Genomic DNA, 20,678 nt, shown 5'->3' on the forward strand with positions numbered 1-20,678 from the left:
GAAGCGTTTTTTTTGCACATTGAAGGAAATTAAGTGGAAGTAAGGAAATTACTATTAGATTTTATTGGAATAGAGAATAAACGAGCACATGATAATACTGATTTCTTAAATAGACGTGATCTAGAAAGCGTCCTTCTTCATGAAAGCCAAGCTCATCTAAACGCTTAACAGCGGCACGGTTGTCTTCTATTGTTTGCGCATAAATTTTGTGAAGTTTCATTTGTTCAAAACCGTATTCTATAACGGCTTTTGCTGCTTCGGCTCCATAACCACCCCTCCAGTAATTTCGAGACAGAATGGCACCAATTTCTGCTTTAGAAGAGGTGCGATCCCAGTTTTGGAAACCTGCCGTACCAATTAATTTGTTTGAGGTCTTCAATCGGACACCCCAACGTATTGTATTGGTCAAAGATATCGATGTGGTATCTTTGAAAGCACGTATATAGTGAAGGGCCTGTGTAGAGGTTTTCATAACTTTTCCACCATCATAATAGGTGACAAGTGGATCTGCGAATATGAAAAAAAGTGAACTACGATCTTCTTCTTTAAGTGCTGTTAAAACAAGGCGTTCAGTTTGAATTTCAGGGAATTCTTTCAATGCGTTCACCACCCGTTACTTTACCATATGCATATGTGAAAACGGGGTGGAGGGCTTATGACCCGGGAGTTAGCCTGATTTTATTCAAGAGATATTTCCAATTCGTATCGTTATGAAGTTTTTTAGAAGTTCTTCATGCTTTTCTTCATATTCATCAATTGACATTGTTGATCGCTGTAAGGTGTCATCGAACAACATAATAGGCGTTGTTCCTTCTTTTCTATTGGATGAGAATTGATACAAGTAGGAAAACCCAGGTCTAGTAGCAGGAAGCATTAAATAAGGCATCCGCGTCGCACCCGGCCGTCTTCTTAATGCAAGGGCTTCAATCATACCTTCAACGGTTCGAAAGCCTAAACCGTGTCCAAAAAAAGTACCGTCCCCTAAATCTACAACATTCTCACCTTGCCATTCTGGCGTAAGAGGATTCACGTCAGGATTTTTTACATATCGAATATCCCCAGGAAGGTAGTCAGGAGGAATGTTATGAACGATTTGCAAATCCTGATCGTATTTCCATCCCCAAAGTCGTATGTTTGAAAAAAGTCGATTAAACTGTGCGGGAGGGAGCATTTTGACCGCTGCGTGATAGAGAATAATAATCATAGCGGTGGCGCATTCAAACGCATATAGTCTCCCATTTCGGTAAATATCGAGTATTGCTTCAGATGCCGGAACGCCCATTTTTAATTGAAAGGCGCCATCTGGGAGGAGGTTCCAGAACATAGGGTTACATCGCGATCGATAAAAGTCTGCAAATTGAACACCGCTATAGTAAAGTTCACGTGAACTGTCTGTGATGGCTACTCTAAATCGAATTTCAAATAATAAGGCATCCATCGAGCGATAGGAATACGTATAGGGACTTGCATACATGACATGAAGTATCGTTTGTTCAAGAGGTCGTACGATACCAGCGTTTATCGCATCGTCTTTATTTAAACTATTACCTCCTATAGTAATCATGATGAACCTCCTCAATGAGCGTCAATTGGGCATCGAGAGGTCGATTGATCCACTCCTTCCATTTGTTTCGAGATCTTTTTCTCATTTGATAGGAGAAGTTGGCAAGATCTTCTTTTTCATCTTCGGTTAACGTAAGAAATCCTTTATCTCGATGGTATTCCGATGAAGTGTTTGAATGATGTTCACGGTATTTTGTGTAGTGATCGATAATATAAGGTGACAGTTCAGCTGTTAATTCATAGTTATTTTCATTATGAAGAAGGTATGGGAGGTTCTCTTCATACCAACCCCTAAAATAGGCATACTGATCAGAGCTTTCTTCTAAACCGGAAATGAAATGAAGCAGTTCTCTTGCAAACTCAACTTCTTCTTCATGAGAAGATAATAGTTTTTCACCAATAGGGAGGAGACTAGACATGTTTCGTGAAGAAAAATAAGACCATGTTAAGTAATGTGTAGAGTGGCCCTCGCTGTTTCTCTTGAATAATAGGTCTGAAACAAGGGAGAGGTCTTCCGGGTTTTGATAGATGGTTGTCAATAGCCCAGCAGCGCGGTCAATAACAAGTCGATAGCGAGCATTCAGTTTATCCTCTTTCCCAGTTTCGACCATCCATCTGAGTACAGAGTGAATGAACTGTGGAAGATCGCAGACTGAATATGGAAAAGGAGTTGCTGGTGTACGTTCTGTAGCAAGGATATCTCTTTGGATGGACAAAGCTACTTTATTCCGATCTGATAAGTTCTTTGTGAGACTGTGTTCGCGAATAACCTTTGATAAGACATAGAGAGTGGGATAAGTGAGGTCCTCGTCATTGATGCGTGAAATGGCTAATTTTGCATCATGCTGAATCAACTCTCTTATATACAGATCAAGACGTTTAATGCCTTCTGTTTTCCGGATTATCTCAAGTGAGGTAGACATGTTTAAGGGGAGGCCTCCTTTCGAAAGTGCGCTGTTAACAGCGTATTCGGCAGGGGGGAGTTTCATCACATGTAATAAAAAATGATTCTTTATGGTCTATCTGAAACTTTTACTTATTTGCTCCGTCTTTAAGATAGACTAAGTTAAATCAAGAAACCTACACGATCAGCTATGAAGGAAAATTGAATTCATTAGGGGGATACCGTATGGAGAATAAGGCTGTTCGAACTAGTCTTAAGTTTATTACTGCACTTATTGGTGTGCTGTTACTAGGGGCGTTACCGGGGTTATTCAATGGCATGAAGCTTGATTTTTCTGGATATTTGAAGAGATTAGTTAAGACATTAGAGGAGTTGATCCACTATCAAGATATAACGTTTCGCTCTGGGAATGCGAATTATCAATTGTTCCCAGAGGTCTTTGATTATGCGACATATTCCATAGTCATTTTATTCAGTGCCTTATTTCTTTCGTTTGTTGTAGGATTTGTTTTTACATACGTTACCTACAGATTTACGCCTCCTATGCGAAAATGGTTTAAACGAATTGCGTTTCTAACTGAATCTTTTCCAGATGTATTTATTCTCGTAATTGTTCAAATTGGAATCATCTGGTTTTATAAAAAAACCGATATTTTGTTAATGGATATTGCAGCATATGAACGAATTTATACGATGCCTATATTAGTGCTATCTATATTACCAGCTTTCCTATTCTACCGAATTATGATGCAAGTTTTCGAAGAGGAATTTGAAAAGCCTTATGTTGAGCTTGCGCGAACGAAAGGCGTGCAATCAACAGTCATTTTCCTTGTCCATGTTTTTCGGAATGCGATTTTATCGATTTACTTCCATTCGCGCTCCATTGTCTGGTTTACGTTATCTAATTTATTTATTATGGAATTCGTCTTCAATTTGAACGGATTAATCCGCTTTATGTATGAACATCCTACGCCAGAAATTTTCACGGTAGGCGCTTTATGTCTTTTTATCCCTATCTTCTTGGCGTTGACACTTTACCAGTTTGTAGCGGAGCAAGTTTCAAAAGAAGAAGCGTTACTATAGTTCGGAAGTGAGGGAAGAAGGATGTTGAAAAGTGCGTTGCGAAATCCAATGTTTATGTTCGGAATGATCATTATCGTTCTCTTACTAGGTAGCAGTATTTTTTATTCGCTCGTTTACCATGATGACATTCCTCAAACGTTTATGCTTTATGACGACGATGGAAATTTAATTGACCGATCGCCTCTTTCACCTGTACAAGTTCTTCCATTTGGTACAGATAAGTTCGGCTACCATTTGTTTGAGCAAATTATCATTGGTGCGAAATATACAATTGGAATTGCCTTTCTTGTTGCTTCAATGAGAATGGCGTTATCGTTTGTTGCAGGTGTAATTGGAGGGACTTATTTTCGCCGAACGCTTAGAAGCACAGCTGGAGTGGTGGATGCGATGCAGTATATCCCTATTTCGTTATTATGTTACTTTATTCTCCATGGAGTATTAATGGAAAACGGGATGGAAGGAACGTTTTCATACTCTTTCACTGAACGCATGGTTTTTGAAGTGATTATCTTGACAGCGGTCGCTATTCCTACAACGACGATTCTTATTTCAAATGAAACGAACGCCATTTGGGGTAGAGAATTTATTGAAGGAGCACGAACGTTAGGAGGCTCTAGAAGACATATTCTTTCAAAGCATGTACTACCGCACTTAGGACCACGAATGATGATTATTTTTCTTCAGCAAATTGTTAACGTTCTGATTCTTTTGCTACATCTTGGGTTGTTGAAGTTGTTTTTTGGTGGAACGTTCTTTAATCCAGACCCTATGTTAGGTGATGAATATCGCTCGGTTTCTGGAGAATGGTCAGGGTTAATTGGATCCACCTTTAGATTCCTTTCATATGAAACATGGATTCCGTTGATTCCCATCCTATGTTTTGTTCTTGTCATACTGGCACTGAATTTTGTTTTAGAAGGCTTCAAGCAAGTGTTAGATAAGCAGTCGTATAGTAGAAGGATGAAGAATGTTGAACTTCCTGAAACAAAGACAGAGATCGATTCAAGTTCCTTTTCTTTTGTTCATAATCATGGCGAAATGATGGAGAGGAAAACGGCAAGTAGATAAGAAAAAGCACAATTCAAGATTGTGCTTTTTCTTTTATGATTGTTTACAACGTTACTATGATCTACGAGTAGCGGATAAAAATTCATACAGGTTAGTTAATTAGATAGAGAGGACCAACTCATACTTGCTTCCTTTATCCTCTTAGAACCTTTAAGAAAAAAGGTACTATCTTCTTCATCCATAAAGGCTAAAGAAGGGTAATCGCTGTTTGGTTTAATCGTAATTTCTAAATGATAATAATCCCATATTTCCCCCAGTTGATCATTTTTCAATTGATATAAATGAGATAACACCTCCAAATATTGTATTGTTAGTTCCTTCATTTTTTTATTTGAAAAACTGTCTGACACCATGATATCCAGATAGATCGTTTTATCCATTGAGAAATAGGTTACATCGAGAATATCTAGGTCACGTTGAGCAATTTCTGATGCCCGCTTCATATAAGCTGCACTTACGTATGGGGCCTCTTGTAGTTTGTTAGAAGCTTCATGTTTTATAGGAGGATCCAAATCAATATCAATGACTGTGAGAGTGACTGTCATAAGTAGTGCCAAACAGACCGCAAATCCAACCAATTCTAGAAAGGTGCTTCGTTTCTTCTTATGGTCAGCGTAATGAGCAATAAGGATATTTTCCATAATTCTTTCTTTTTTTCTTTCTGTTAAATGCTCTTTAATGAATAAAGATTCTTTCACTTTTTCTTTTAATCTATTTTGGTTCATTTTTCATTCACTCACTTTCATTATTCAGTCTTGATTCAAGAAGGCGACGAGCCCTGTGCAATCTGGATTTTATAGTTGCCTCTTTTGTGTCAAGGAGTGAACTAATGTCCCTAATGGATAAATCTTCATGATAGTAGAGAATAAATGCTTCACGATATTTTAATGGAAGTTGTAAAATCGTTTGGCGTAACATATAAGATTCTTCTTTTGTTATCGCAATAAGTTCTGGGGAAGGTTGATGATTCTTAGAGAAATTTAAAATCATGTTACTTGGAATGATGTTTTTAAAAGACCAGCTTCGTACATAGTCATGACAACGGTTAATCGCAATGCGATAAAGCCAGTTCTTTAGAGAAGCTTCTCCTCGAAAGGTATTTATCTTTAAAAAGCAAGTCAGAAAAACCTCCTGTATGATATCTTCTGCTTTACCCCAGTCCTTTACATAAGTATAAGCGAGTCTTAGCAGAGCTTCGCCGTATTGATCCATTAATTCTTCGACTAACTCTGTTTTTTGCAGTGTTGTATAGGTAGAGAAATCTGCATTAAGTTTAAGAGGGGAATTATCGTTCATATCATCATCCTTCGAAGGTCATTTAGGGTTGGCACTGAATAGCAATTGAAACTAAGACCTTTCCTATTAAGACGAAGGATCAAAAGAAAGGTTGCAGAATTTGTGGAAATTATCTGTTAATGCCCCTTTTATCTTTTTCAATTCGATATATAGCATAAGGAGGCAGCGATTGGTATCGAGAATAATCGATGCGAAAAAGGAATAGAGGGGGAATGAAAAGTGATTATCATTGATGCAGGACATGGCGGGAATGATCCAGGAGCGGTGGCGAATGGCGTGAAAGAGAAGGATTGGACTATGGAAGTAGCGCTTCATCAATATGAGTTTTTGAAGAATCTTGGCATACCGTGTGCGATCACAAGAACGACAGATATTGATCTATCTTCTGAAAAGCGTTCTGCACTTGTTAAAGGGTCAGGTGCTTCGATTTGTTTGAGTAACCATTATAATGCGGGAGGAGGAAGTGGGGCTGAAGTTATTCATTCAATTTACGCAAAGAGTGATTTGGCAGGCAGTATAGCAGAAGGTTTGAAAAAAGCCGGGATGGGATTGCGAAGGGTTTTCTCTAGAGAAGGAGCGGATAGAAAAGATTACTACTACATGCATCGATTGACTGGAGATGTAGAGACAGTAATAATTGAATACGGCTTTTTGGATTCTTCGTCGGATGTAAAAAAATTAAAGGCTCGTTCCTATCGCCTTCAGCTCGCTGAGGAAGCTGTACTTGCGGCCGTGCGGTATTTAAAAGGTGCGCTTCCACAGTCACTGTATTACGTCCAGGCCGGCGCTTATAAGGAGAAGGCTAGCGCTGATCAATTATGCCAGAAATTGAAAAAGAATGGGTACGACGCATTTGTGAAAAAGGTTTGATGAAGTCTAAATACTGCATAAATAAGGAGCCATGCAATCAGCATGGCTCCTTAAAGTCATTATTTAAGTAGATCAGGATTTTCGCTCTTTGCCCTTTTCACTTTAGGCTTACGAATTCCGCCTGCAATATCTGCTTTCTTAAATTCTTTCGCATAAGCTACTTCTTGAGCATCACTTAGTGAGAAACCACTCTCATGAATTGGTTGGTATTGAGAATTCTTAGCCATTTGTAATTCCTCCTTGTATCGTCTCTTATAATAAATGGTACCCGTGTGAAAAAATCATTAAACATCCTAATCTAACTTTGTTAAAATACTAATGTTTGTGGTAACTTAATACTAAACATGTTCAATACGGAGGCACTATGAATAGAAAGAGAGCATTAAATATATCGATTGCAAGTATCGTCGTACTTGTTAGCCTTTTTTTAATTGGAAAGTATACCTATGTTCATGAAAAACATATTGAACATGGTGAAGTGATTAAGAAGGAAAGCACAGATCATCATTTCTATGTTTTTGTTCAGCCTGAAGGAGAAGGAGAGGCCATTGAACTTTTGGTTGAAGATGAAATGGCCTGGAACCTTGTGGATGAAGGGGAATATTATGAAGTCGCCTATTCTTGGTATGGTGCAAAAGAACCGGCGATTGAAGAGATGAAGCAAATAGAAAGAGAGTAAGCGTTGTGCGCTTACTCTCTTTCTATTTAATTATTCCTGTTTCAGCGATCTTTACCTTTACGTTTGCCTGAAGATCTAGTTTTGGATAGTCATTATCCCACTGTTTTTCATTCCATGCTTTGTGGTGATAAGCATTTAAATCACGACCAATACCTAGGAAGTCACAGTTGGCTTCTTGAAGTTTATGAAGAATATCATTCGCTCTTTTTGTTAACCGTGTGGATAATTCATCTGCAATATCATGTACCATTCCTTCTTTAAACAGATGGTTTTGAGGATATTCTTCTACATTTCCTCTTATTTCAAGATTGATAACGCCTTTATTTAATTGTTGATCTTGAAAAGAATATTCATTAGATGCTTTGGCATTTCGGACGTTTATAGTAACGGTTTTGGTGAGAAAACCTTCATTGTGTTCTTCACCAATATTTTCTGTAATACTTGCTTTTTTACTTTTCCTATCAGCCATAAGGAGTAGTAAGGTTGCGTCTATTGGAGGAAGAACAACTCCTGTATAGTTGGCGTGATGAAATAAAGCAATTCCGTTTATTTCAGGTGCGCCCACATCCTTGTTGAAACTAATATATGGAAGGGCGTAATCTTGTCCAACATCTTTAGAATAACGAAATGTTTTTTCGATCGTCATTCGCGGGGCTTCTGTTTTATTTTCAGCACCTTTAATAAGATCTGACATAAATTCTGTAATGAGAGTATCGCCAATATGGTCTAAATTTAACATGTCTTCGGCTCGTCCATCGACAACTCCGACTCTAGCGTCTAGTGGACCTTTTGGATCTCTGTACAGGACATCAAAAATGTGGTCAATGTCTTTTTTGGCTATCTCTTTCCCTAAGAGAATGAGCTGATTTTTTGAAGCTGTTACTTGCTTTGATAAAACTCGATCCACTTTAATTCGCGTATCTCTGGGTGAAGACCCTGAAACGGAAAGAATGCGATTAGAGTATACGCCCCCTTGACTAACTGGAATACCAAGGTTCCGAACGGCGAACGTTGTGCGAATTTCATTTTCATTCTCATAATCCAATCCAGCCCCATAAATCAGCTTCGATTCTTTTAAAAGTTCCTGATCCCAGCAAGAGGTCAGAAATAACAGGCTGAGCGAAAAAATGATGGAAAGATGTTTTAGTTTTTTCATCGTGACTCCTCTTTCTTCTTAAATAAAAGACTAATGAGCAAAAGCAGGAGAGGGAAGCCAAGGGCAAAAAAATAACTTGCTTTCGCATGATAACTAGAAATCATTTCCACAGTATATCGATCATGTGAAAACATTGAGAAAAACAGTGCAATAAAGGCGGCAGTCAAAATGGGACCAGTTGTTTTTTTTCTTTTTGTTAAATATTGAATGCCTCTTCCTGCAATATATATATACGATACATAGGAAGTCATAACAGAAACGATCCAGATCGAAAGAAAAAGGAGATCCACTCTATCCACAATTACAAAGGATACACCTTTTAACATATACACGAGGGGTTCAGGAATCATTTCAAGCTGAGAAGGGCTAAAAAAGACGTACGTTGCAAATGTTAAAAAGCTATATAATAATGTTACTGCTATATTAGCCAGTGTTAAGCTTTTTAGTGCTGCTTTCCCTTTTGTTTGAACGTAAGGGTAAATGAATAATACGATTTCAAAACCCAGCATGGATACTATCCCTTGCTGTGTTGCTTTTAGGATTGTTCCTACGCCATTTTGACCAATTGGCAAGATATAACGAATATCCGCGTCCTTTAAAGTATAGGCGGCCATAATGATCAGAGGAATAATTAGAACTGAAACAAACTGATAAAATCTCCCCATTACTTTGATTCTGCCAATAGCAAGGTAAGTGCCACTAATCGTCAGCAATAAAAAGATGACAATCATGGGTGTTCGAAATAAGATCCAAGTTTTTATTGTGGTTTCAAACAATTCCAATACAATGACCGCTGTTGAAATAGCGAATAGTGTGTAAAGAAGTGAGACGACGAATGCTACATATTTGCCAATGATTTTAGGCCCATATTCAAAAAGCGTTAATGATGGGAAACGGTTGCTCAAAAAGTAAAGTATAAAAATAATTAGTTGGATAGCAACACCAGTAACAAGAAGAGTAATCCAGCCATCAGTTCCAGCTCCTGCATATAAGGAAGAGGGAAGAGAGAGTACGCCTACGCCAACTTGTGTTTGGAATATGATGAAAAAAAGCTGCGCCGAATTAATTTTGCTACTCGTCTTCATTTTGTTTCCACCTTCTTGAGACCCACTCCTGTGTTCCATGCTGTGCACGAACGTCTGACGGTCGCCTACCGAGTAACCATCTTGGAAGGCGAATAACAGAATCTTTTAGTTCGTTGAAACGAAATGGTGCAAGCGGGGAGAAATAAGGTGTGCCGAAAGTTTCTAAACCACATAAGTGGATTAAAATGATGGATAATCCGAAGACAAGCCCAATAAATCCAAATGCTGCAGAAAGGAGCATGAGTGGAAAACCAAGCAGCCTGATTGACATACTCATTTCATACGATGGAACTGCAAAGGATGATATAGCCGTCAGTGCGACGACAATAATCATCATATTCGATACAAGGTTAGCTTCTACAATCGCAGTCCCAATAACTAAACCCCCAACAATACCAATTGTTTGTGCAATAGGACCTGGTAGTCGTATAGCAGCTTCTCTCAATAATTCAAGAATAATTTGCATAATTAAAGCTTCTAGTAATGGTGGGAATGGAACGTTTTCAAGCGAGCTTTTAATATTTAAGATTAACTCGGCAGGTAGTACCTCTGGGTGAAAAGATACGGTGGCGATATATAATGAAGGCAACCCTAATGCAAAAATAAAGCTGGCTACTCTTATGAGTCTTAAGATAGATCCAATATACCATCTGCTGTTGTAGTCTTCAGGCGATTGATAAAAGGCAAAAAAGGTTACTGGAAAAATTAAAGTTGCAGGGCTTCCTTCCATTAGGAGACCGACTCTTCCTTCCATGAGGTGAGCAGTCATTCTATCAGGTCGTTCCGTACTTAGCATTTGGGGAAATGGAGAGAACGGTGCATCCTCAATAAACTCCTCTACATAGCCAGGCGTTTGAATGGAATCCGTTTTAATAGATGTGATTCTTTTTTCTATTTCTGCGATAAGATCAGGGTTTGTAAGGTGCTGTAAGTAAATAACAGCTATTTTCGTGTCTGTTGTTTTACCAACTTTAAAGAACCTAATCACAAGGTTAGGATTCTCAATTCTTCTGCGAAGCATTTGTAGGTTTTGCATAATATTTTCGACAAAACCTTCATGTGAACCGCGAACGACTTGCTCATTAATTGGCTCAGATATTGCTCTAGAATTTCCTGAGAAAGCTTCTAGTAAATAAAAATGTACTTGTCCATTTATTAGTAGAACGACAAATCCTTTTGTTAATCCTGTAATAGCTTCATTTAAATTTTTTGATCGCCGGTATTCCTTTGATGTGACTGTATCCTCGATGTTTAACTGATTTGTCTCAAATAATGGTTTCATAATCGTTCTTTGTAGCTTCTCTTCATCAACTAAAGGATCTAAATAAGCAAGTAGGCATTTCACATCCTGAACCGTAATATTTCTGAATTTGATATCTTCTGTATTATGAAATTTTGCTTTTATATATTCTTTGTTCTCTTCAAGAGAATAGTATGCATCATGTGATTCAGTAGCAGTTGGAATTTGGTAGGACTCATTTCGAATTGATTTTCGTTTGCTTCGTCTCACAATGCACCCTCCTCAATAAAATTAGATAGGTATAGGTTGTTATAATAATTGAGAAGTTATGTATACGAATTGAAATGATTCATTCATGAATGATTTAAAAGAGTTATACATGCCTTGTGATAGGTCTATAGTCTTTGTTATCCCGTGATTGTTCTCGTCGTTTACTGGTCTTTTGTAGGGTTTTAACATAATTCAAATCGAGTCTTGTCGAATGAGTGCAAATACATTGTTAAGGTGGTGTATAATACGGATAACTTATCCGGAAGGTGGTTCTAACGATGACGATTAAAAATGTTCAAAAGGAAAAATTGGCAGTTGATCGGTGTATGAAGCATTTAGAGGTCGTGAACGTAGAGCCAAAAGTAAGACAGCTGATTTCCATGTACTTAACATCCATATATCGAGAAGGGTATCAGGAAGGTTTTGCTGATGGTGAAAAAAATGGATATTCTGAATCGGAAAAAGGACTTATAAAATAAGTGGTTGAATTTATATGGAAGTCGGCTATAATAAGACTAATATTGTATCGTCAATGCGAAAGAGAGTAGTGTTTGTATACGGATAAAGCGATCCGGGGATGGTGAGAGCTCGGAACCTTAGCAGGCATGAACCGGACTTTCAAGACACTGTTTTGAATTAAGTAGAAGCAGTCGGACTCCCCGTTATAGAGTGAAGTAGGCTCAAATCGTTTTATTGAGCAATCAGAGTGGTACCGCGGAATTCATCTCCGTCTCTTTTATAGAGACGGAGATTTTTTTATAGGCAAATGGATATACAAATAGGAGGGAATGTATGAATTACAAAGAATTATTTGCACAACAACTTTATCAAGCATGTGAAGAAGAAGTGAGCTTTCTTAATATTCTGCAGCGAATTGAACTGCCTAAGCATGACTCTTTAGGTGACTATGCCTTCCCATGCTTTGATCTTGCCAAAGTGAAACGAATGGCTCCTCATCAAATTGCGAAGGAGCTTGTTACTGACATTCATGAGTCAGCCTTTGAAAAAGTAGAAGCTGTTGGGCCTTATGTTAATGTGTTTCTTAATAAAAAAATGGTTAGTACTGAGGTAATAAGTCGCATTGTACGTGAGGGAAGTGAGTACGGTGCTTCTAATGTAGGAAAGGGAGGTGCCGTGACGATTGATCTTTCCTCACCTAATATAGCGAAGCCCTTCTCAATGGGCCATTTACGCTCAACCGTTATTGGAAATTCATTAGCGCTAATTGTTGAAAAAGTCGGCTATCGCCCCATTCGCATTAATCATCTTGGGGACTGGGGAACTCAGTTCGGCAAATTGATAACGGCCTACCGAAAGTGGGGGGAGAAGCAAAAGGTTCGTGAGCAAACGATTAAAGAACTCCTTAAGCTCTATATTACATTTCATGAAAAAGCGGAATCAGATAATGGTCTTGAAGATGAAGGACGTAAGGCATTTAAAGAATTAGAAGAAGGTAACCCAGAAGCCGTTTCATTATGGAAATGGTTCCGTGAAGAATCTCTTAAAGAGTTTGATCGAATTTATGAGCTTATGGGGATTACCTTTGATTCAACAAATGGGGAAGCATTTTATAATGATAAAATGCAGAGTGTCATTGATCTACTTGAAGAAAAAAATCTCTTAGTTGAATCTCGTGGCGCCATGGTAGTAGAACTTGGAGAGAGCTTACCACCATGTCTAATTAAGAAGAAAGATGGTGCCACACTTTATGCAACCCGTGATCTCGCTGCAGCCATTTATCGCTATGAAACATATGGATTTAGTAAGGCTCTCTATGTCGTAGGAAATGAACAGAGTCTACATTTCAAACAATTATTTGAAGTATTAAAGAAAATGGGATTCGATTGGGCAGATCAAATGCACCATATTAACTTCGGAATGATGTTAAAAGATGGAAAGAAAATGTCGACAAGAAAAGGGAAAGTAGTATTGCTAGAAGAAGTGTTGACTGAAGCAATCGAGCTTGCAAAAGTAAATATTGAAACCAAAAATCCTAGTTTAGAAAATAAAAACGCGATTGCTGAACAAATTGGGGTAGGGGCCGTTTTGTTTCATGACTTAAAGAATGATCGTCGAAATGATATAGAGTTTTCACTTGAAGACATGCTACGTGTTGAGGGTGAAACTGGTCCGTACGTGCAATATACTCATGCGCGTGCTTGTTCTATTCTACGCAAAGGGGATTTTCATTCCAATGATCATATAAAAGGTCTCGAAGATGAAGAAGCCTGGTCAGTTGTGACAAAGCTGCTTAGTTTTCCAAATGTAATTGAAAGAGCAGCAGCTGAATACGACCCTTCTCAAATCGCAAAGTTTGTCCTTGACCTTTCACGTTCTTTTAATAAATACTATGGACAGATTCGTATCTTAGATGACCCATCCTGTAAACAAGCGAGATTGCAGCTGGTGTCAGCTGTCTCCATTGTTTTACAAGAAGGCTTGCGATTGTTAGGACTACATGCACCAGAAGAAATGTAATAAGACAGCCCGTTTTTAGGGCTGTCTTATTTAGATGAGGTCACTATCTTCGATTGTACCCTGACTTGCCTTCTGGTCATGATCATCCAGTAAGTCTTCATAACGTTCATGACGTTGATTTGGAATCACTCCAGATGGTTTGCCATCTAGATCGGCTGATAAAAATGATTCGATTTCCTCGACATACCCGACAGGCTCATTGGAATCAATATACATTTTGTCATAGTTCATTTCCTGAGCGTTAAAGTCTGAAGGTGTTTCGGATGTTCCATACTTCGCAGCTCGTTGCCATGAATCTTCAGCGTCAAAAAAGGTAGCATCGTTAGTGTCGTTTACATGTTCCTCGAAGGAATTGCCAAGTACACCTTCTTCTGCTGGTCTTCTGTCTGATGTCTTTTGTGATGGACTATGTTCTACACATGTGGAAGCTGTTGGAAGGGCAGCGAGTCTTTCTGTTGAAATATCATTTCCACAAACTTCACATATGCCATATTTTCCATTTCCAATTCGTTCAAGGGCCTTTGTCAGTTCTGCTAATTCTGTTTTTGCATGTTCATTTAGTGATAGATCTTTCTCGCGTTCATATAATTCTGTCGCCGTATCGCCAGGGTGATTATCGTAATTGGATAGTTCACCTGTAGAATGTTGAGCAAAAGACTGAGAAACACCAAATTCATCGTTTTCATCTAATTCATCACTAAGAGCCAGGATGCGTTCTTGAATCATTTTCTTATATGAACGAAGTTGGTTCGTTGTTAACATAGTCAATTCTCCTTTCTTTTTCTTATATCCGTAGTATGGATCAAAAAGAAGGGTGCTACTTCTGAAAATAATTCCATGAGAGTTGGATGAAATACCAGTAATATGGAAAAGGTAAAAATGTAGCTGAGACAATAAGAAGCTGGTGATGGGATGAACAGAAAAGTAAATCCAATTGAAGTTCTCTTGTGGAGTATTGCCTTTCCCGGGTTTGGACAAATCATTAATAAGAATTACATAAGAGGTGCTTTTTTTATTGGGCTTGAGTTTTTGATCAATGTGAATGCAAATCTTAATATGAATATTCTCTATAGTTTTCAAGGTAAGTCCGTCCAGGCAATTTCAGTTACAAATTATGAATGGGCTATGTTTTATCCTTGTGTTTACATGTTTGCGATTTATGAAAGCTATCTAGGTGCTATCGAAAAAGCAGGGAAACTACCAGGTGATTACCTGTCTTTACCCTTTGTATGTGGAGCGTATTTTTCTACGGTGGCTGTGATTGTATCGAATTTAAGAACAGAGCCTTTTGTTATTCCACCGACCTTTGTTGCTATTATAGGTATTGTTATTGGGGTAGTAATTGGGGGCGGATTACGTCAATTGTTAAGACGGAAGGGTATGCAATAACAAAAGCCATGAAGCAAAGTGCTTCATGGCTTTTTGAACGGGACGGTTTTGGTTTTCGGTGTCTAGCTACAGTGACCGAGTGTCTAACCGCCCACTTCCGCTTTTCGTTTAAATCTCACTGATTCGGAATTCTGGTGATTGTAGTTCTTCGGCGTCTTTTTCTCGTTCTCTTCTTGCCCATTGGAAGAAGATGTAGCCTAGTGCGGTGCCGTATGAGAGTTCTTGGATGATTTTCATGATGATGCCGCCTAGCTGTTGGTCTTCCATGATGCCTAGTGGCTTGAATTGGTCAAATAGTTCAGGTGAAACGGTCGTGCCGGTTGGTACGCAATATCCCATAGCATTTGCCCAAATCGTTGGATCTGTATATGTAGCGTATAATGGAGTAGTTGCGAAAATAATGAGAGCACATGCTGGTGTGAGTAGGACACCATCTGCGAAGATGTATCCAAGTTTTTTAACACCTGATAACGTATCGTATTCTGGTATTGGACAAACAAGTGGCCACCACATAGCAAAGGCAGTCAGGATAAGAGCGGCTTTATAGAAATTCTGAGCCGTATAGTGCACCATTAAGTAATCAAAGATTTCTGGGATATGATAGAAAGAAAATAACCCGTTAAATAAAAGCAGTGAAATAATAGGGAATGTGAAAAATTTAAAGATTTTGCGAATCACTTTGATATTTAGCAGTGGACGGAGCAACCATGCTGGGGTGCCTACTATCATGAGTGGTGGAGCGACTAAATAAACGAGCGCCATCTCAGTCATATGTATGCTGAGTAATAAATGCCCCATAAGTGATAGTGGACCGCCAAGTCCGAGATAAAATAAGAAAACCCCGATTAAGAAAAAGATCTTTTTGTAAAGGGGGATCGGTGCTGAGTCTTTAAAGCTATTTTTCCAAGGTCCTGTTAGAAGTAAGTAGAATCCAGCAATAACGATTGCTGCTACCATAATTCCAGGACTCCATAAAGCACTAAACGAAAATGTGCTTGTTAATTGTTCCCACATTAGGAACACCTCCATCTATGATCATAATGCCTGACAGTAAATGTTGACCGTTTTCATCATACCATATCATCTTCTTGCATCCTATCTAACGATAAGAAAGCCTTTACTTTTTCTTCTTACTCTATTGTAAAAAGGATTTACCATTAACTCAAGGCGGGTTCTACATTTTGTGTGAAGGAATCGTGACAGGCTTCCCCATCTAAGTTGACAATAGTGAAAGGTCTTTCATACAATGGCAACAGAATGGTATATGAATATTTGTTCATGTAATGAGGGAGAGGGGATCGTTTTGGATAATCAAGGACAGGATGTGGCAAAAGAACAATTAGATCTAGATGAAGAAACACTTTTTATTGTTTCGCAAACTTTTAAAGCTCTAGGAGATCCAACGAGGATTCGGATATTAAATTTATTGGCAGATCGGGAGTGTGCTGTAAGTGAAATAGCGGATGCTCTGCATCTTTCTCAATCGACTGTTTCTCATCAGCTTCGCTTTTTGAAGAACTTACGCTTAGTAAAGTTTAGAAGAGCCGGCACAAGTATTTTTTATTCTCCTGATGATCAGCATGTGATGGCACTGCTTCACCAGGCGATCCACCATGCCTGTCACGATTAATCGCTCTGTATGGTAGAATTGTACGGAAACGTTCAAGAAAAATGGACGGTAATGAAGTGAAGTTTCGTTATACTATTATTTGAGTGATTGATAAAGTGAAAGGAGAATGGCTTCTTGTTATCTAAAATTAAACAGCATAAAACAGAATCCGCTGTTATTTTCCTGGCCTTTGTTCTGCCTTTTATAACGATGATGGTCATTGGAGTATTATCCATCTATTTATCATACAGCGGGTAGTACGGAATTAGAAAGGTGGACAAAATATGGAAATAGGGTCGATTCTAGTTTATATGTCAACAGGGCTATTTTTTGTAGTGTTTGGTTTATTTGGGTTTTTCTTGTATATGTTAAAGAGAAAAGAAAAAACGGTAGAACATGGGGAGATGGACAACCATGAGAAATAAAAATATTCGCCTTCTTATTATTTTATTAGTTCTTTGTGCTGTCTGGGGTGTAGCCTTCTGGGTTTGGGCGTTTGCCACCGCATAAAAAGCCTTTTCGAGAGATCGAGAGGCTTTTTGTTTGATTTCAATTCTTTAGGAGGTACTATGGACTATATTCAACAAATAAGAGCGTTAGTTGGGAGTCGGCCATTAATTCTACCTGGTGTTGCGATTTTATTATTTGATCATACGAAGAGCAGGCTATTGTTACAGAAGAGAACAGATAATAAGCTATGGGGATTAACAGGTGGATTTATGGAGCCGGGAGAATCTTTTGAAGAGACGGCTGTACGTGAAACGTTTGAGGAATTAGGAGTAGGTATTAAGGAGTTAACGTTTGTTTCCCTCTTTTCTGGTGAAGAGTTATATTACCGATATCCAAATGGAGATGAGGTTTATAGTGTTATTGCTGTTTATAAGGGACAATGTGAGAGTGAAGCTTTTAAATTAGATGGAAATGAAGTATCAGAAGTGAAATATTTTCCAATAAACGAGTTACCTAAAGAAATGAACCCAAATCATAAGGTAGTCTTGGAAAAGTTAGGTTATTTATAACCGTAACCGTTTATTGACAGGATAGAAGGATTCCTATATGCTGAAATCAGGTTATATGTTTAAACACTTAAACGAACAGGAGGCTTTCTGCTATGAATCAGAAAAATGAACATCAGGAAGCGATCCAACTTTTTCGCAAAAGCACACCAATCTTCCAGGCGCTTGGTGATCCCTATAGACAGGATATCATTATGCTACTTAGTGAACACGATCCATTAAGTGTGAATGAGATTACGGAGCGATCGACTTTATCACGTCCTGCTATTTCTCATCATCTGAAAATTTTGCGTGAAGTTGGGCTTGTTTCTGTTGAGCAGAAAGGCACAACGAGATTCTATTCTCTACAATTAGAGGATGGTGTCACAACGTTAAAAATGCTGCTAGCAAAAGTAGAAGAGACTTGCTATTAGTCCTTCTACTCTATTTTAAATACTTATAGTTCAAAAGTTTAAATTTTTGGACCTTAAAAAAGAAAGAGGCTTTTTTGAGAGATACAGCTTTTTGTTCATGAAATTCTCAAAACCGATATTTACGTCGTATAGCATCTTTCCTTATTTTGAGATAAGGTAAAGAGAGCGCTTAATTTTATTTTTATTGGAGGTAACCGTTATGAAGAATCGACTGTTATTAGTAACAGTAATAACTCTTCTTGTCGTACTAGCTGCATGTGGAAAAGATGTTCCTGACGATCTCGATTGGAAAGTACAAGATTTTACATATACAGACCATACAAAAAGTGAGTTTGGATTAAATGATTTAGAAGGAAAAGTGTGGATAGCCGATTTTATTTTTACAAATTGTGAGACGGTGTGTCCCCCAATGACAGCGAATATGTCACAGCTTCAGGATAAGCTAAGTGAAGCGGATGTAGATGTAGAACTCGTTTCATTTTCAGTAGATCCTGAACGGGATACTCCTGAACAGCTTGTGACATTCTCTGAAAAATTTGATGCTGATCTATCTAACTGGCACTTCTTGACTGGATACAATGAAGACGAAATAAAAGGTTTTGCGGAAAGTAGTTTTAAAACGGCTGTAGATGCTGACCCAAGTTCAGATCAATTCATTCATGGTACTAATTTCTACCTTGTTAATAAAGAAGGGATTGCCGTTAAGAAGTATTCTGGCTATTCTAACGTTCCATTTGAAGAGATCGTGGACGACGTCAAAGCGCTTCAATAATGATCAACCAGTCCTCTTCCTTTAGAGGCTGGTTTTTTTTGAAGCGGCGATGACAGAAACTCTGTAAAATTGACAAAAAAGCACATGATTTCTATAATAACCTTGGAAAGCGATAACAAAATGTTGGTTTATTCCATGATTCAAGTCCAGAGTTGAACGATCTTGAGAAATGGATATTTCACTGTATCTGAAAGATCCGGTGTTCTCTAATTGAGCCTACCGGGTTTTTCAATTTGTATTGATAGACCAGAGAGAAGGAGAGAAGATCATGGCAGAAAAGCGCCCAATTACGGTAGCAACAGGAGACGGCATTGGTCCAGAAATTATGGAAGCAACCTTGCACATCTTAGAACAAGCTGGGGCTGAAATTGAGCCTGAATTTATTGACGTTGGAGAGAAAGTATACCTTTCTGGAAATTCAACGGGAATCCCTCAGGAAGCATGGGATTCGTTGCGTCGAACTAAAGTACTTCTCAAAGCACCTATTACAACACCACAGGGTGGAGGATACAAGAGCTTAAATGTAACCATTCGTACCGCTATGGGTCTATATGCAAACGTTCGCCCTTGCGTTTCTTATAACCCTGTTGTAGAAAATAAGCATCCTGACATGGATCTTGTCATTGTTCGAGAAAATGAAGAAGACCTCTATTCAGGAATTGAGCATCAGCAAACACCGGACGTTGTACAAAGCTTGAAGCTTATTTCACGACCGGGATCTGAGCGTATCATTCGTCATGCATTTGAATATGCTCGTAAAAACAATCGCAAGAAAGTAACATGTCTCGTGAAAGATAACATCATGAAATTAAGTGATGGTCTTTTCCATCAGGTTTTCAAAGAGATTGCGGCTGAATATCCTGAAATTGAATCTAATAGTTATATTGTTGACATTGGTATGGCGCGCTTAGCTGATTCGCCTGAAGAATTTGATGTAATCGTTACATTGAATTTATACGGTGATATCGCTTCTGATATTGCCGCTCAAATTGCTGGAAGTGTAGGTTTGGCGGGATCAGCCAATATCGGTGATCAAATTGCGATGTTTGAAGCTATTCACGGAAGCGCTCCTGATATTGCAGGTAAAGGTATTGCGAACCCATCAGGTCTTCTGCACGGTGCGATTATGATGCTTGTTCATATTGGTCAGCCTGAAGCTGCAGAGAAAATTCACAATGCATGGTTGAAAACAATTGAGGATGGCGTGCTAACAGGCGATATTGCAAAAGGAAAAAATGCTGTTGGAACGAAAGAATTCTCTCATGCAGTAGTTGAACGTCTTGGTCAATCTCCTTCAGTACTCGAACCGGTTGTATATCGTAAAGAAGTATTGGAAGAGAAAGAAGAAACGAATCGTCCAAATTATGTTCCTGAACGCGAGCTTGACGGAACAGATGTATTCTTATTTAACAACACCCTAACAATTGATGAAATTGCAGAGAAGCTAACGCGTGCAGCGGCAGAAAGCAATCATGAATTTGTGATGATGACAAATCGTGGTGTGAAAGTATATCCCAATGGATTCTCTGAAACCTTCTTATCTGATCATTGGCGCTGCAGATTCCAGCCAGTTGAAGGTAAAAAAGAAACTCAAGGAGCTATCCGTGAGCTACTAACACAAATTGAATCAGAAGAGTTAGATTGGATTAAGATCGAGAACTTATATCGTTTTGACGGTAAGATTGCATACTCACTAGCACAAGGACAATAAAGGGAAAAGCGTGTCGTAATGACACGCTTTTTTATTTGGTTTGATTTCATTGATGAAGCCTGGAGGTGGATAAATT

25 protein-coding genes and 1 other annotated feature are annotated in these 20,678 nt (G+C 38.5%); of the genes, 14 read left to right on the forward strand and 11 right to left on the reverse strand.

The features are described from left to right. Positions 1-61 precede the first annotated feature (61 nt). The 3 genes from AC0VYH_RS03600 to AC0VYH_RS03610 all read right to left on the reverse strand — a co-directional run bounded on the left by AC0VYH_RS03600 (position 62) and on the right by AC0VYH_RS03610 (position 2,486). Positions 62-598 carry a GNAT family N-acetyltransferase gene (locus AC0VYH_RS03600; RefSeq protein WP_475373302.1) on the reverse strand — a complete coding sequence of 179 codons (537 nt, stop codon included), beginning with the start codon at positions 596-598 and terminating at the stop codon, positions 62-64. 84 nt (positions 599-682) lie between these two features. After that, positions 683-1,564, reverse strand: coding sequence for a protein-glutamine gamma-glutamyltransferase (locus tag AC0VYH_RS03605; RefSeq protein WP_475373303.1), 882 nt, complete (start codon positions 1,562-1,564; stop codon positions 683-685). Next, positions 1,545-2,486 carry a hypothetical protein gene (locus tag AC0VYH_RS03610; RefSeq protein ID WP_475373304.1) on the reverse strand — a complete coding sequence of 314 codons (942 nt, stop codon included), beginning with the start codon at positions 2,484-2,486 and terminating at the stop codon, positions 1,545-1,547. The genes AC0VYH_RS03605 and AC0VYH_RS03610 overlap by 20 nt, the downstream gene beginning before the upstream one ends. A gap of 206 nt (positions 2,487-2,692) precedes the next feature. On the opposite strand from AC0VYH_RS03610, the gene AC0VYH_RS03615 reads away from it, so the two are divergent. Together AC0VYH_RS03615 and AC0VYH_RS03620 are read left to right on the forward strand one after the other, a co-directional pair. Continuing rightward, positions 2,693-3,550: an ABC transporter permease subunit gene (locus AC0VYH_RS03615; RefSeq protein WP_475373305.1), complete on the forward strand. Its 858-nt coding sequence runs from the start codon at positions 2,693-2,695 to the stop codon at positions 3,548-3,550. A gap of 24 nt (positions 3,551-3,574) precedes the next feature. Continuing rightward, positions 3,575-4,618, forward strand: a complete 1,044-nt coding sequence (locus tag AC0VYH_RS03620) for an ABC transporter permease (RefSeq protein ID WP_475373306.1) — start codon at positions 3,575-3,577, stop codon at positions 4,616-4,618. A gap of 95 nt (positions 4,619-4,713) precedes the next feature. On the opposite strand, the gene AC0VYH_RS03625 is transcribed toward AC0VYH_RS03620, so the two are convergent. Together AC0VYH_RS03625 and AC0VYH_RS03630 are read right to left on the reverse strand one after the other, a co-directional pair. Continuing rightward, entirely contained in the window at positions 4,714-5,343 is a 630-nt protein-coding gene (locus tag AC0VYH_RS03625) for a hypothetical protein (protein WP_475373307.1), read from the reverse strand. Between the two features lie 7 nt (positions 5,344-5,350). Further along, the gene (locus AC0VYH_RS03630; RefSeq protein WP_430246772.1) at positions 5,351-5,914 is read right to left on the reverse strand and encodes a sigma-70 family RNA polymerase sigma factor; all 564 of its coding nucleotides are present in this window, start codon (positions 5,912-5,914) and stop codon (positions 5,351-5,353) included. A 219-nt stretch (positions 5,915-6,133) separates the two neighbouring features. On the opposite strand from AC0VYH_RS03630, the gene AC0VYH_RS03635 reads away from it, so the two are divergent. Then, positions 6,134-6,784: an N-acetylmuramoyl-L-alanine amidase gene (locus AC0VYH_RS03635; protein ID WP_430246770.1), complete on the forward strand. Its 651-nt coding sequence runs from the start codon at positions 6,134-6,136 to the stop codon at positions 6,782-6,784. A 59-nt stretch (positions 6,785-6,843) separates the two neighbouring features. Here the strand turns inward: AC0VYH_RS03635 and AC0VYH_RS03640 are convergent, their stop codons facing one another. Beyond that, positions 6,844-7,011, reverse strand: a complete 168-nt coding sequence (locus AC0VYH_RS03640) for a YfhE family protein (protein WP_084006653.1) — start codon at positions 7,009-7,011, stop codon at positions 6,844-6,846. A 137-nt stretch (positions 7,012-7,148) separates the two neighbouring features. On the opposite strand from AC0VYH_RS03640, the gene AC0VYH_RS03645 reads away from it, so the two are divergent. Next, positions 7,149-7,463 carry a hypothetical protein gene (locus AC0VYH_RS03645; protein ID WP_283152975.1) on the forward strand — a complete coding sequence of 105 codons (315 nt, stop codon included), beginning with the start codon at positions 7,149-7,151 and terminating at the stop codon, positions 7,461-7,463. 22 nt (positions 7,464-7,485) lie between these two features. Here the strand turns inward: AC0VYH_RS03645 and AC0VYH_RS03650 are convergent, their stop codons facing one another. From AC0VYH_RS03650 to AC0VYH_RS03660, 3 genes are read right to left on the reverse strand one after another with little or no spacing between them, the layout of a single operon-like run. Beyond that, positions 7,486-8,619 (reverse strand): Ger(x)C family spore germination protein, encoded by a 1,134-nt coding sequence (locus tag AC0VYH_RS03650; protein WP_475366562.1) that lies wholly within the window; start codon positions 8,617-8,619, stop codon positions 7,486-7,488. Next, positions 8,616-9,704, reverse strand: a complete 1,089-nt coding sequence (locus AC0VYH_RS03655) for a GerAB/ArcD/ProY family transporter (RefSeq protein ID WP_475366563.1) — start codon at positions 9,702-9,704, stop codon at positions 8,616-8,618. Before AC0VYH_RS03655 ends, AC0VYH_RS03650 begins: the two co-directional genes overlap by 4 nt. Continuing rightward, positions 9,691-11,214, reverse strand: a complete 1,524-nt coding sequence (locus AC0VYH_RS03660) for a spore germination protein (RefSeq protein WP_430246763.1) — start codon at positions 11,212-11,214, stop codon at positions 9,691-9,693. Before AC0VYH_RS03660 ends, AC0VYH_RS03655 begins: the two co-directional genes overlap by 14 nt. Before the next feature lie 278 nt (positions 11,215-11,492). Here AC0VYH_RS03660 and AC0VYH_RS03665 point away from each other — a divergent pair, with 278 nt between their 5' ends. After that, positions 11,493-11,693: a hypothetical protein gene (locus AC0VYH_RS03665; RefSeq protein ID WP_430246761.1), complete on the forward strand. Its 201-nt coding sequence runs from the start codon at positions 11,493-11,495 to the stop codon at positions 11,691-11,693. 44 nt (positions 11,694-11,737) lie between these two features. Then, positions 11,738-11,952: a binding site (T-box leader), on the forward strand. A gap of 54 nt (positions 11,953-12,006) precedes the next feature. Then, the gene (gene argS / locus AC0VYH_RS03670; protein ID WP_475373308.1) at positions 12,007-13,692 is read left to right on the forward strand and encodes an arginine--tRNA ligase; all 1,686 of its coding nucleotides are present in this window, start codon (positions 12,007-12,009) and stop codon (positions 13,690-13,692) included. A gap of 30 nt (positions 13,693-13,722) precedes the next feature. Here the strand turns inward: argS and AC0VYH_RS03675 are convergent, their stop codons facing one another. Beyond that, positions 13,723-14,454, reverse strand: a complete 732-nt coding sequence (locus AC0VYH_RS03675) for a TraR/DksA C4-type zinc finger protein (RefSeq protein WP_475368399.1) — start codon at positions 14,452-14,454, stop codon at positions 13,723-13,725. A gap of 150 nt (positions 14,455-14,604) precedes the next feature. Between AC0VYH_RS03675 and AC0VYH_RS03680 the strand changes: the two genes are divergently transcribed. Continuing rightward, positions 14,605-15,081, forward strand: coding sequence for a hypothetical protein (locus tag AC0VYH_RS03680; RefSeq protein ID WP_283152968.1), 477 nt, complete (start codon positions 14,605-14,607; stop codon positions 15,079-15,081). Between the two features lie 108 nt (positions 15,082-15,189). Here the strand turns inward: AC0VYH_RS03680 and ctaG are convergent, their stop codons facing one another. Next, entirely contained in the window at positions 15,190-16,095 is a 906-nt protein-coding gene (gene ctaG / locus AC0VYH_RS03685; RefSeq protein ID WP_430246754.1) for a cytochrome c oxidase assembly factor CtaG, read from the reverse strand. A 289-nt stretch (positions 16,096-16,384) separates the two neighbouring features. Between ctaG and AC0VYH_RS03690 the strand changes: the two genes are divergently transcribed. The 7 genes from AC0VYH_RS03690 (at position 16,385) to AC0VYH_RS03720 (ending at position 20,602) form a co-directional block, all read left to right on the forward strand. After that, positions 16,385-16,711: an ArsR/SmtB family transcription factor gene (locus AC0VYH_RS03690; protein ID WP_303532963.1), complete on the forward strand. Its 327-nt coding sequence runs from the start codon at positions 16,385-16,387 to the stop codon at positions 16,709-16,711. 114 nt (positions 16,712-16,825) lie between these two features. Continuing rightward, entirely contained in the window at positions 16,826-16,948 is a 123-nt protein-coding gene (locus tag AC0VYH_RS03695) for a hypothetical protein (RefSeq protein ID WP_276511829.1), read from the forward strand. A gap of 26 nt (positions 16,949-16,974) precedes the next feature. Beyond that, the gene (locus AC0VYH_RS03700; RefSeq protein WP_430246751.1) at positions 16,975-17,115 is read left to right on the forward strand and encodes a hypothetical protein; all 141 of its coding nucleotides are present in this window, start codon (positions 16,975-16,977) and stop codon (positions 17,113-17,115) included. A gap of 144 nt (positions 17,116-17,259) precedes the next feature. Then, positions 17,260-17,709, forward strand: a complete 450-nt coding sequence (locus AC0VYH_RS03705; protein ID WP_475366567.1) for an NUDIX hydrolase — start codon at positions 17,260-17,262, stop codon at positions 17,707-17,709. A 92-nt stretch (positions 17,710-17,801) separates the two neighbouring features. Continuing rightward, complete coding sequence (locus AC0VYH_RS03710; RefSeq protein WP_475366568.1) at positions 17,802-18,119, forward strand: ArsR/SmtB family transcription factor; 318 nt, start codon at positions 17,802-17,804, stop codon at positions 18,117-18,119. A 199-nt stretch (positions 18,120-18,318) separates the two neighbouring features. Beyond that, complete coding sequence (locus tag AC0VYH_RS03715; protein ID WP_475366569.1) at positions 18,319-18,891, forward strand: SCO family protein; 573 nt, start codon at positions 18,319-18,321, stop codon at positions 18,889-18,891. 268 nt (positions 18,892-19,159) lie between these two features. Next, positions 19,160-20,602 carry an NADP-dependent isocitrate dehydrogenase gene (locus AC0VYH_RS03720; RefSeq protein WP_194220174.1) on the forward strand — a complete coding sequence of 481 codons (1,443 nt, stop codon included), beginning with the start codon at positions 19,160-19,162 and terminating at the stop codon, positions 20,600-20,602. Positions 20,603-20,678 lie beyond the last annotated feature (76 nt).

The sequence above is a fragment of the Anaerobacillus sp. QJM3NY_32 genome, from assembly GCF_056173645.1.

What these genes read in the sequence shown, in the direction of transcription:
- AC0VYH_RS03605 (WP_475373303.1), bottom strand. Translation starts at nt 1,564, where the DNA reads ATGATTACTATAGGAGGTAATAGTTTAAATAAAGACGATGCGATAAAC.
- AC0VYH_RS03610 (WP_475373304.1), bottom strand. Translation starts at nt 2,486, where the DNA reads ATGTCTACCTCACTTGAGATAATCCGGAAAACAGAAGGCATTAAACGT.
- AC0VYH_RS03615 (WP_475373305.1), top strand. Translation starts at nt 2,693, where the DNA reads ATGGAGAATAAGGCTGTTCGAACTAGTCTTAAGTTTATTACTGCACTT.
- AC0VYH_RS03625 (WP_475373307.1), bottom strand. Translation starts at nt 5,343, where the DNA reads ATGAACCAAAATAGATTAAAAGAAAAAGTGAAAGAATCTTTATTCATT.
- AC0VYH_RS03630 (WP_430246772.1), bottom strand. Translation starts at nt 5,914, where the DNA reads ATGAACGATAATTCCCCTCTTAAACTTAATGCAGATTTCTCTACCTAT.
- AC0VYH_RS03640 (WP_084006653.1), bottom strand. Translation starts at nt 7,011, where the DNA reads ATGGCTAAGAATTCTCAATACCAACCAATTCATGAGAGTGGTTTCTCA.
- AC0VYH_RS03645 (WP_283152975.1), top strand. Translation starts at nt 7,149, where the DNA reads ATGAATAGAAAGAGAGCATTAAATATATCGATTGCAAGTATCGTCGTA.
- AC0VYH_RS03650 (WP_475366562.1), bottom strand. Translation starts at nt 8,619, where the DNA reads ATGAAAAAACTAAAACATCTTTCCATCATTTTTTCGCTCAGCCTGTTA.
- AC0VYH_RS03655 (WP_475366563.1), bottom strand. Translation starts at nt 9,704, where the DNA reads ATGAAGACGAGTAGCAAAATTAATTCGGCGCAGCTTTTTTTCATCATA.
- AC0VYH_RS03665 (WP_430246761.1), top strand. Translation starts at nt 11,493, where the DNA reads ATGACGATTAAAAATGTTCAAAAGGAAAAATTGGCAGTTGATCGGTGT.
- argS (WP_475373308.1), top strand. Translation starts at nt 12,007, where the DNA reads ATGAATTACAAAGAATTATTTGCACAACAACTTTATCAAGCATGTGAA.
- AC0VYH_RS03675 (WP_475368399.1), bottom strand. Translation starts at nt 14,454, where the DNA reads ATGTTAACAACGAACCAACTTCGTTCATATAAGAAAATGATTCAAGAA.
- AC0VYH_RS03680 (WP_283152968.1), top strand. Translation starts at nt 14,605, where the DNA reads ATGAACAGAAAAGTAAATCCAATTGAAGTTCTCTTGTGGAGTATTGCC.
- ctaG (WP_430246754.1), bottom strand. Translation starts at nt 16,095, where the DNA reads ATGTGGGAACAATTAACAAGCACATTTTCGTTTAGTGCTTTATGGAGT.
- AC0VYH_RS03700 (WP_430246751.1), top strand. Translation starts at nt 16,975, where the DNA reads ATGGAAATAGGGTCGATTCTAGTTTATATGTCAACAGGGCTATTTTTT.
- AC0VYH_RS03705 (WP_475366567.1), top strand. Translation starts at nt 17,260, where the DNA reads ATGGACTATATTCAACAAATAAGAGCGTTAGTTGGGAGTCGGCCATTA.
- AC0VYH_RS03710 (WP_475366568.1), top strand. Translation starts at nt 17,802, where the DNA reads ATGAATCAGAAAAATGAACATCAGGAAGCGATCCAACTTTTTCGCAAA.
- AC0VYH_RS03715 (WP_475366569.1), top strand. Translation starts at nt 18,319, where the DNA reads ATGAAGAATCGACTGTTATTAGTAACAGTAATAACTCTTCTTGTCGTA.
- AC0VYH_RS03720 (WP_194220174.1), top strand. Translation starts at nt 19,160, where the DNA reads ATGGCAGAAAAGCGCCCAATTACGGTAGCAACAGGAGACGGCATTGGT.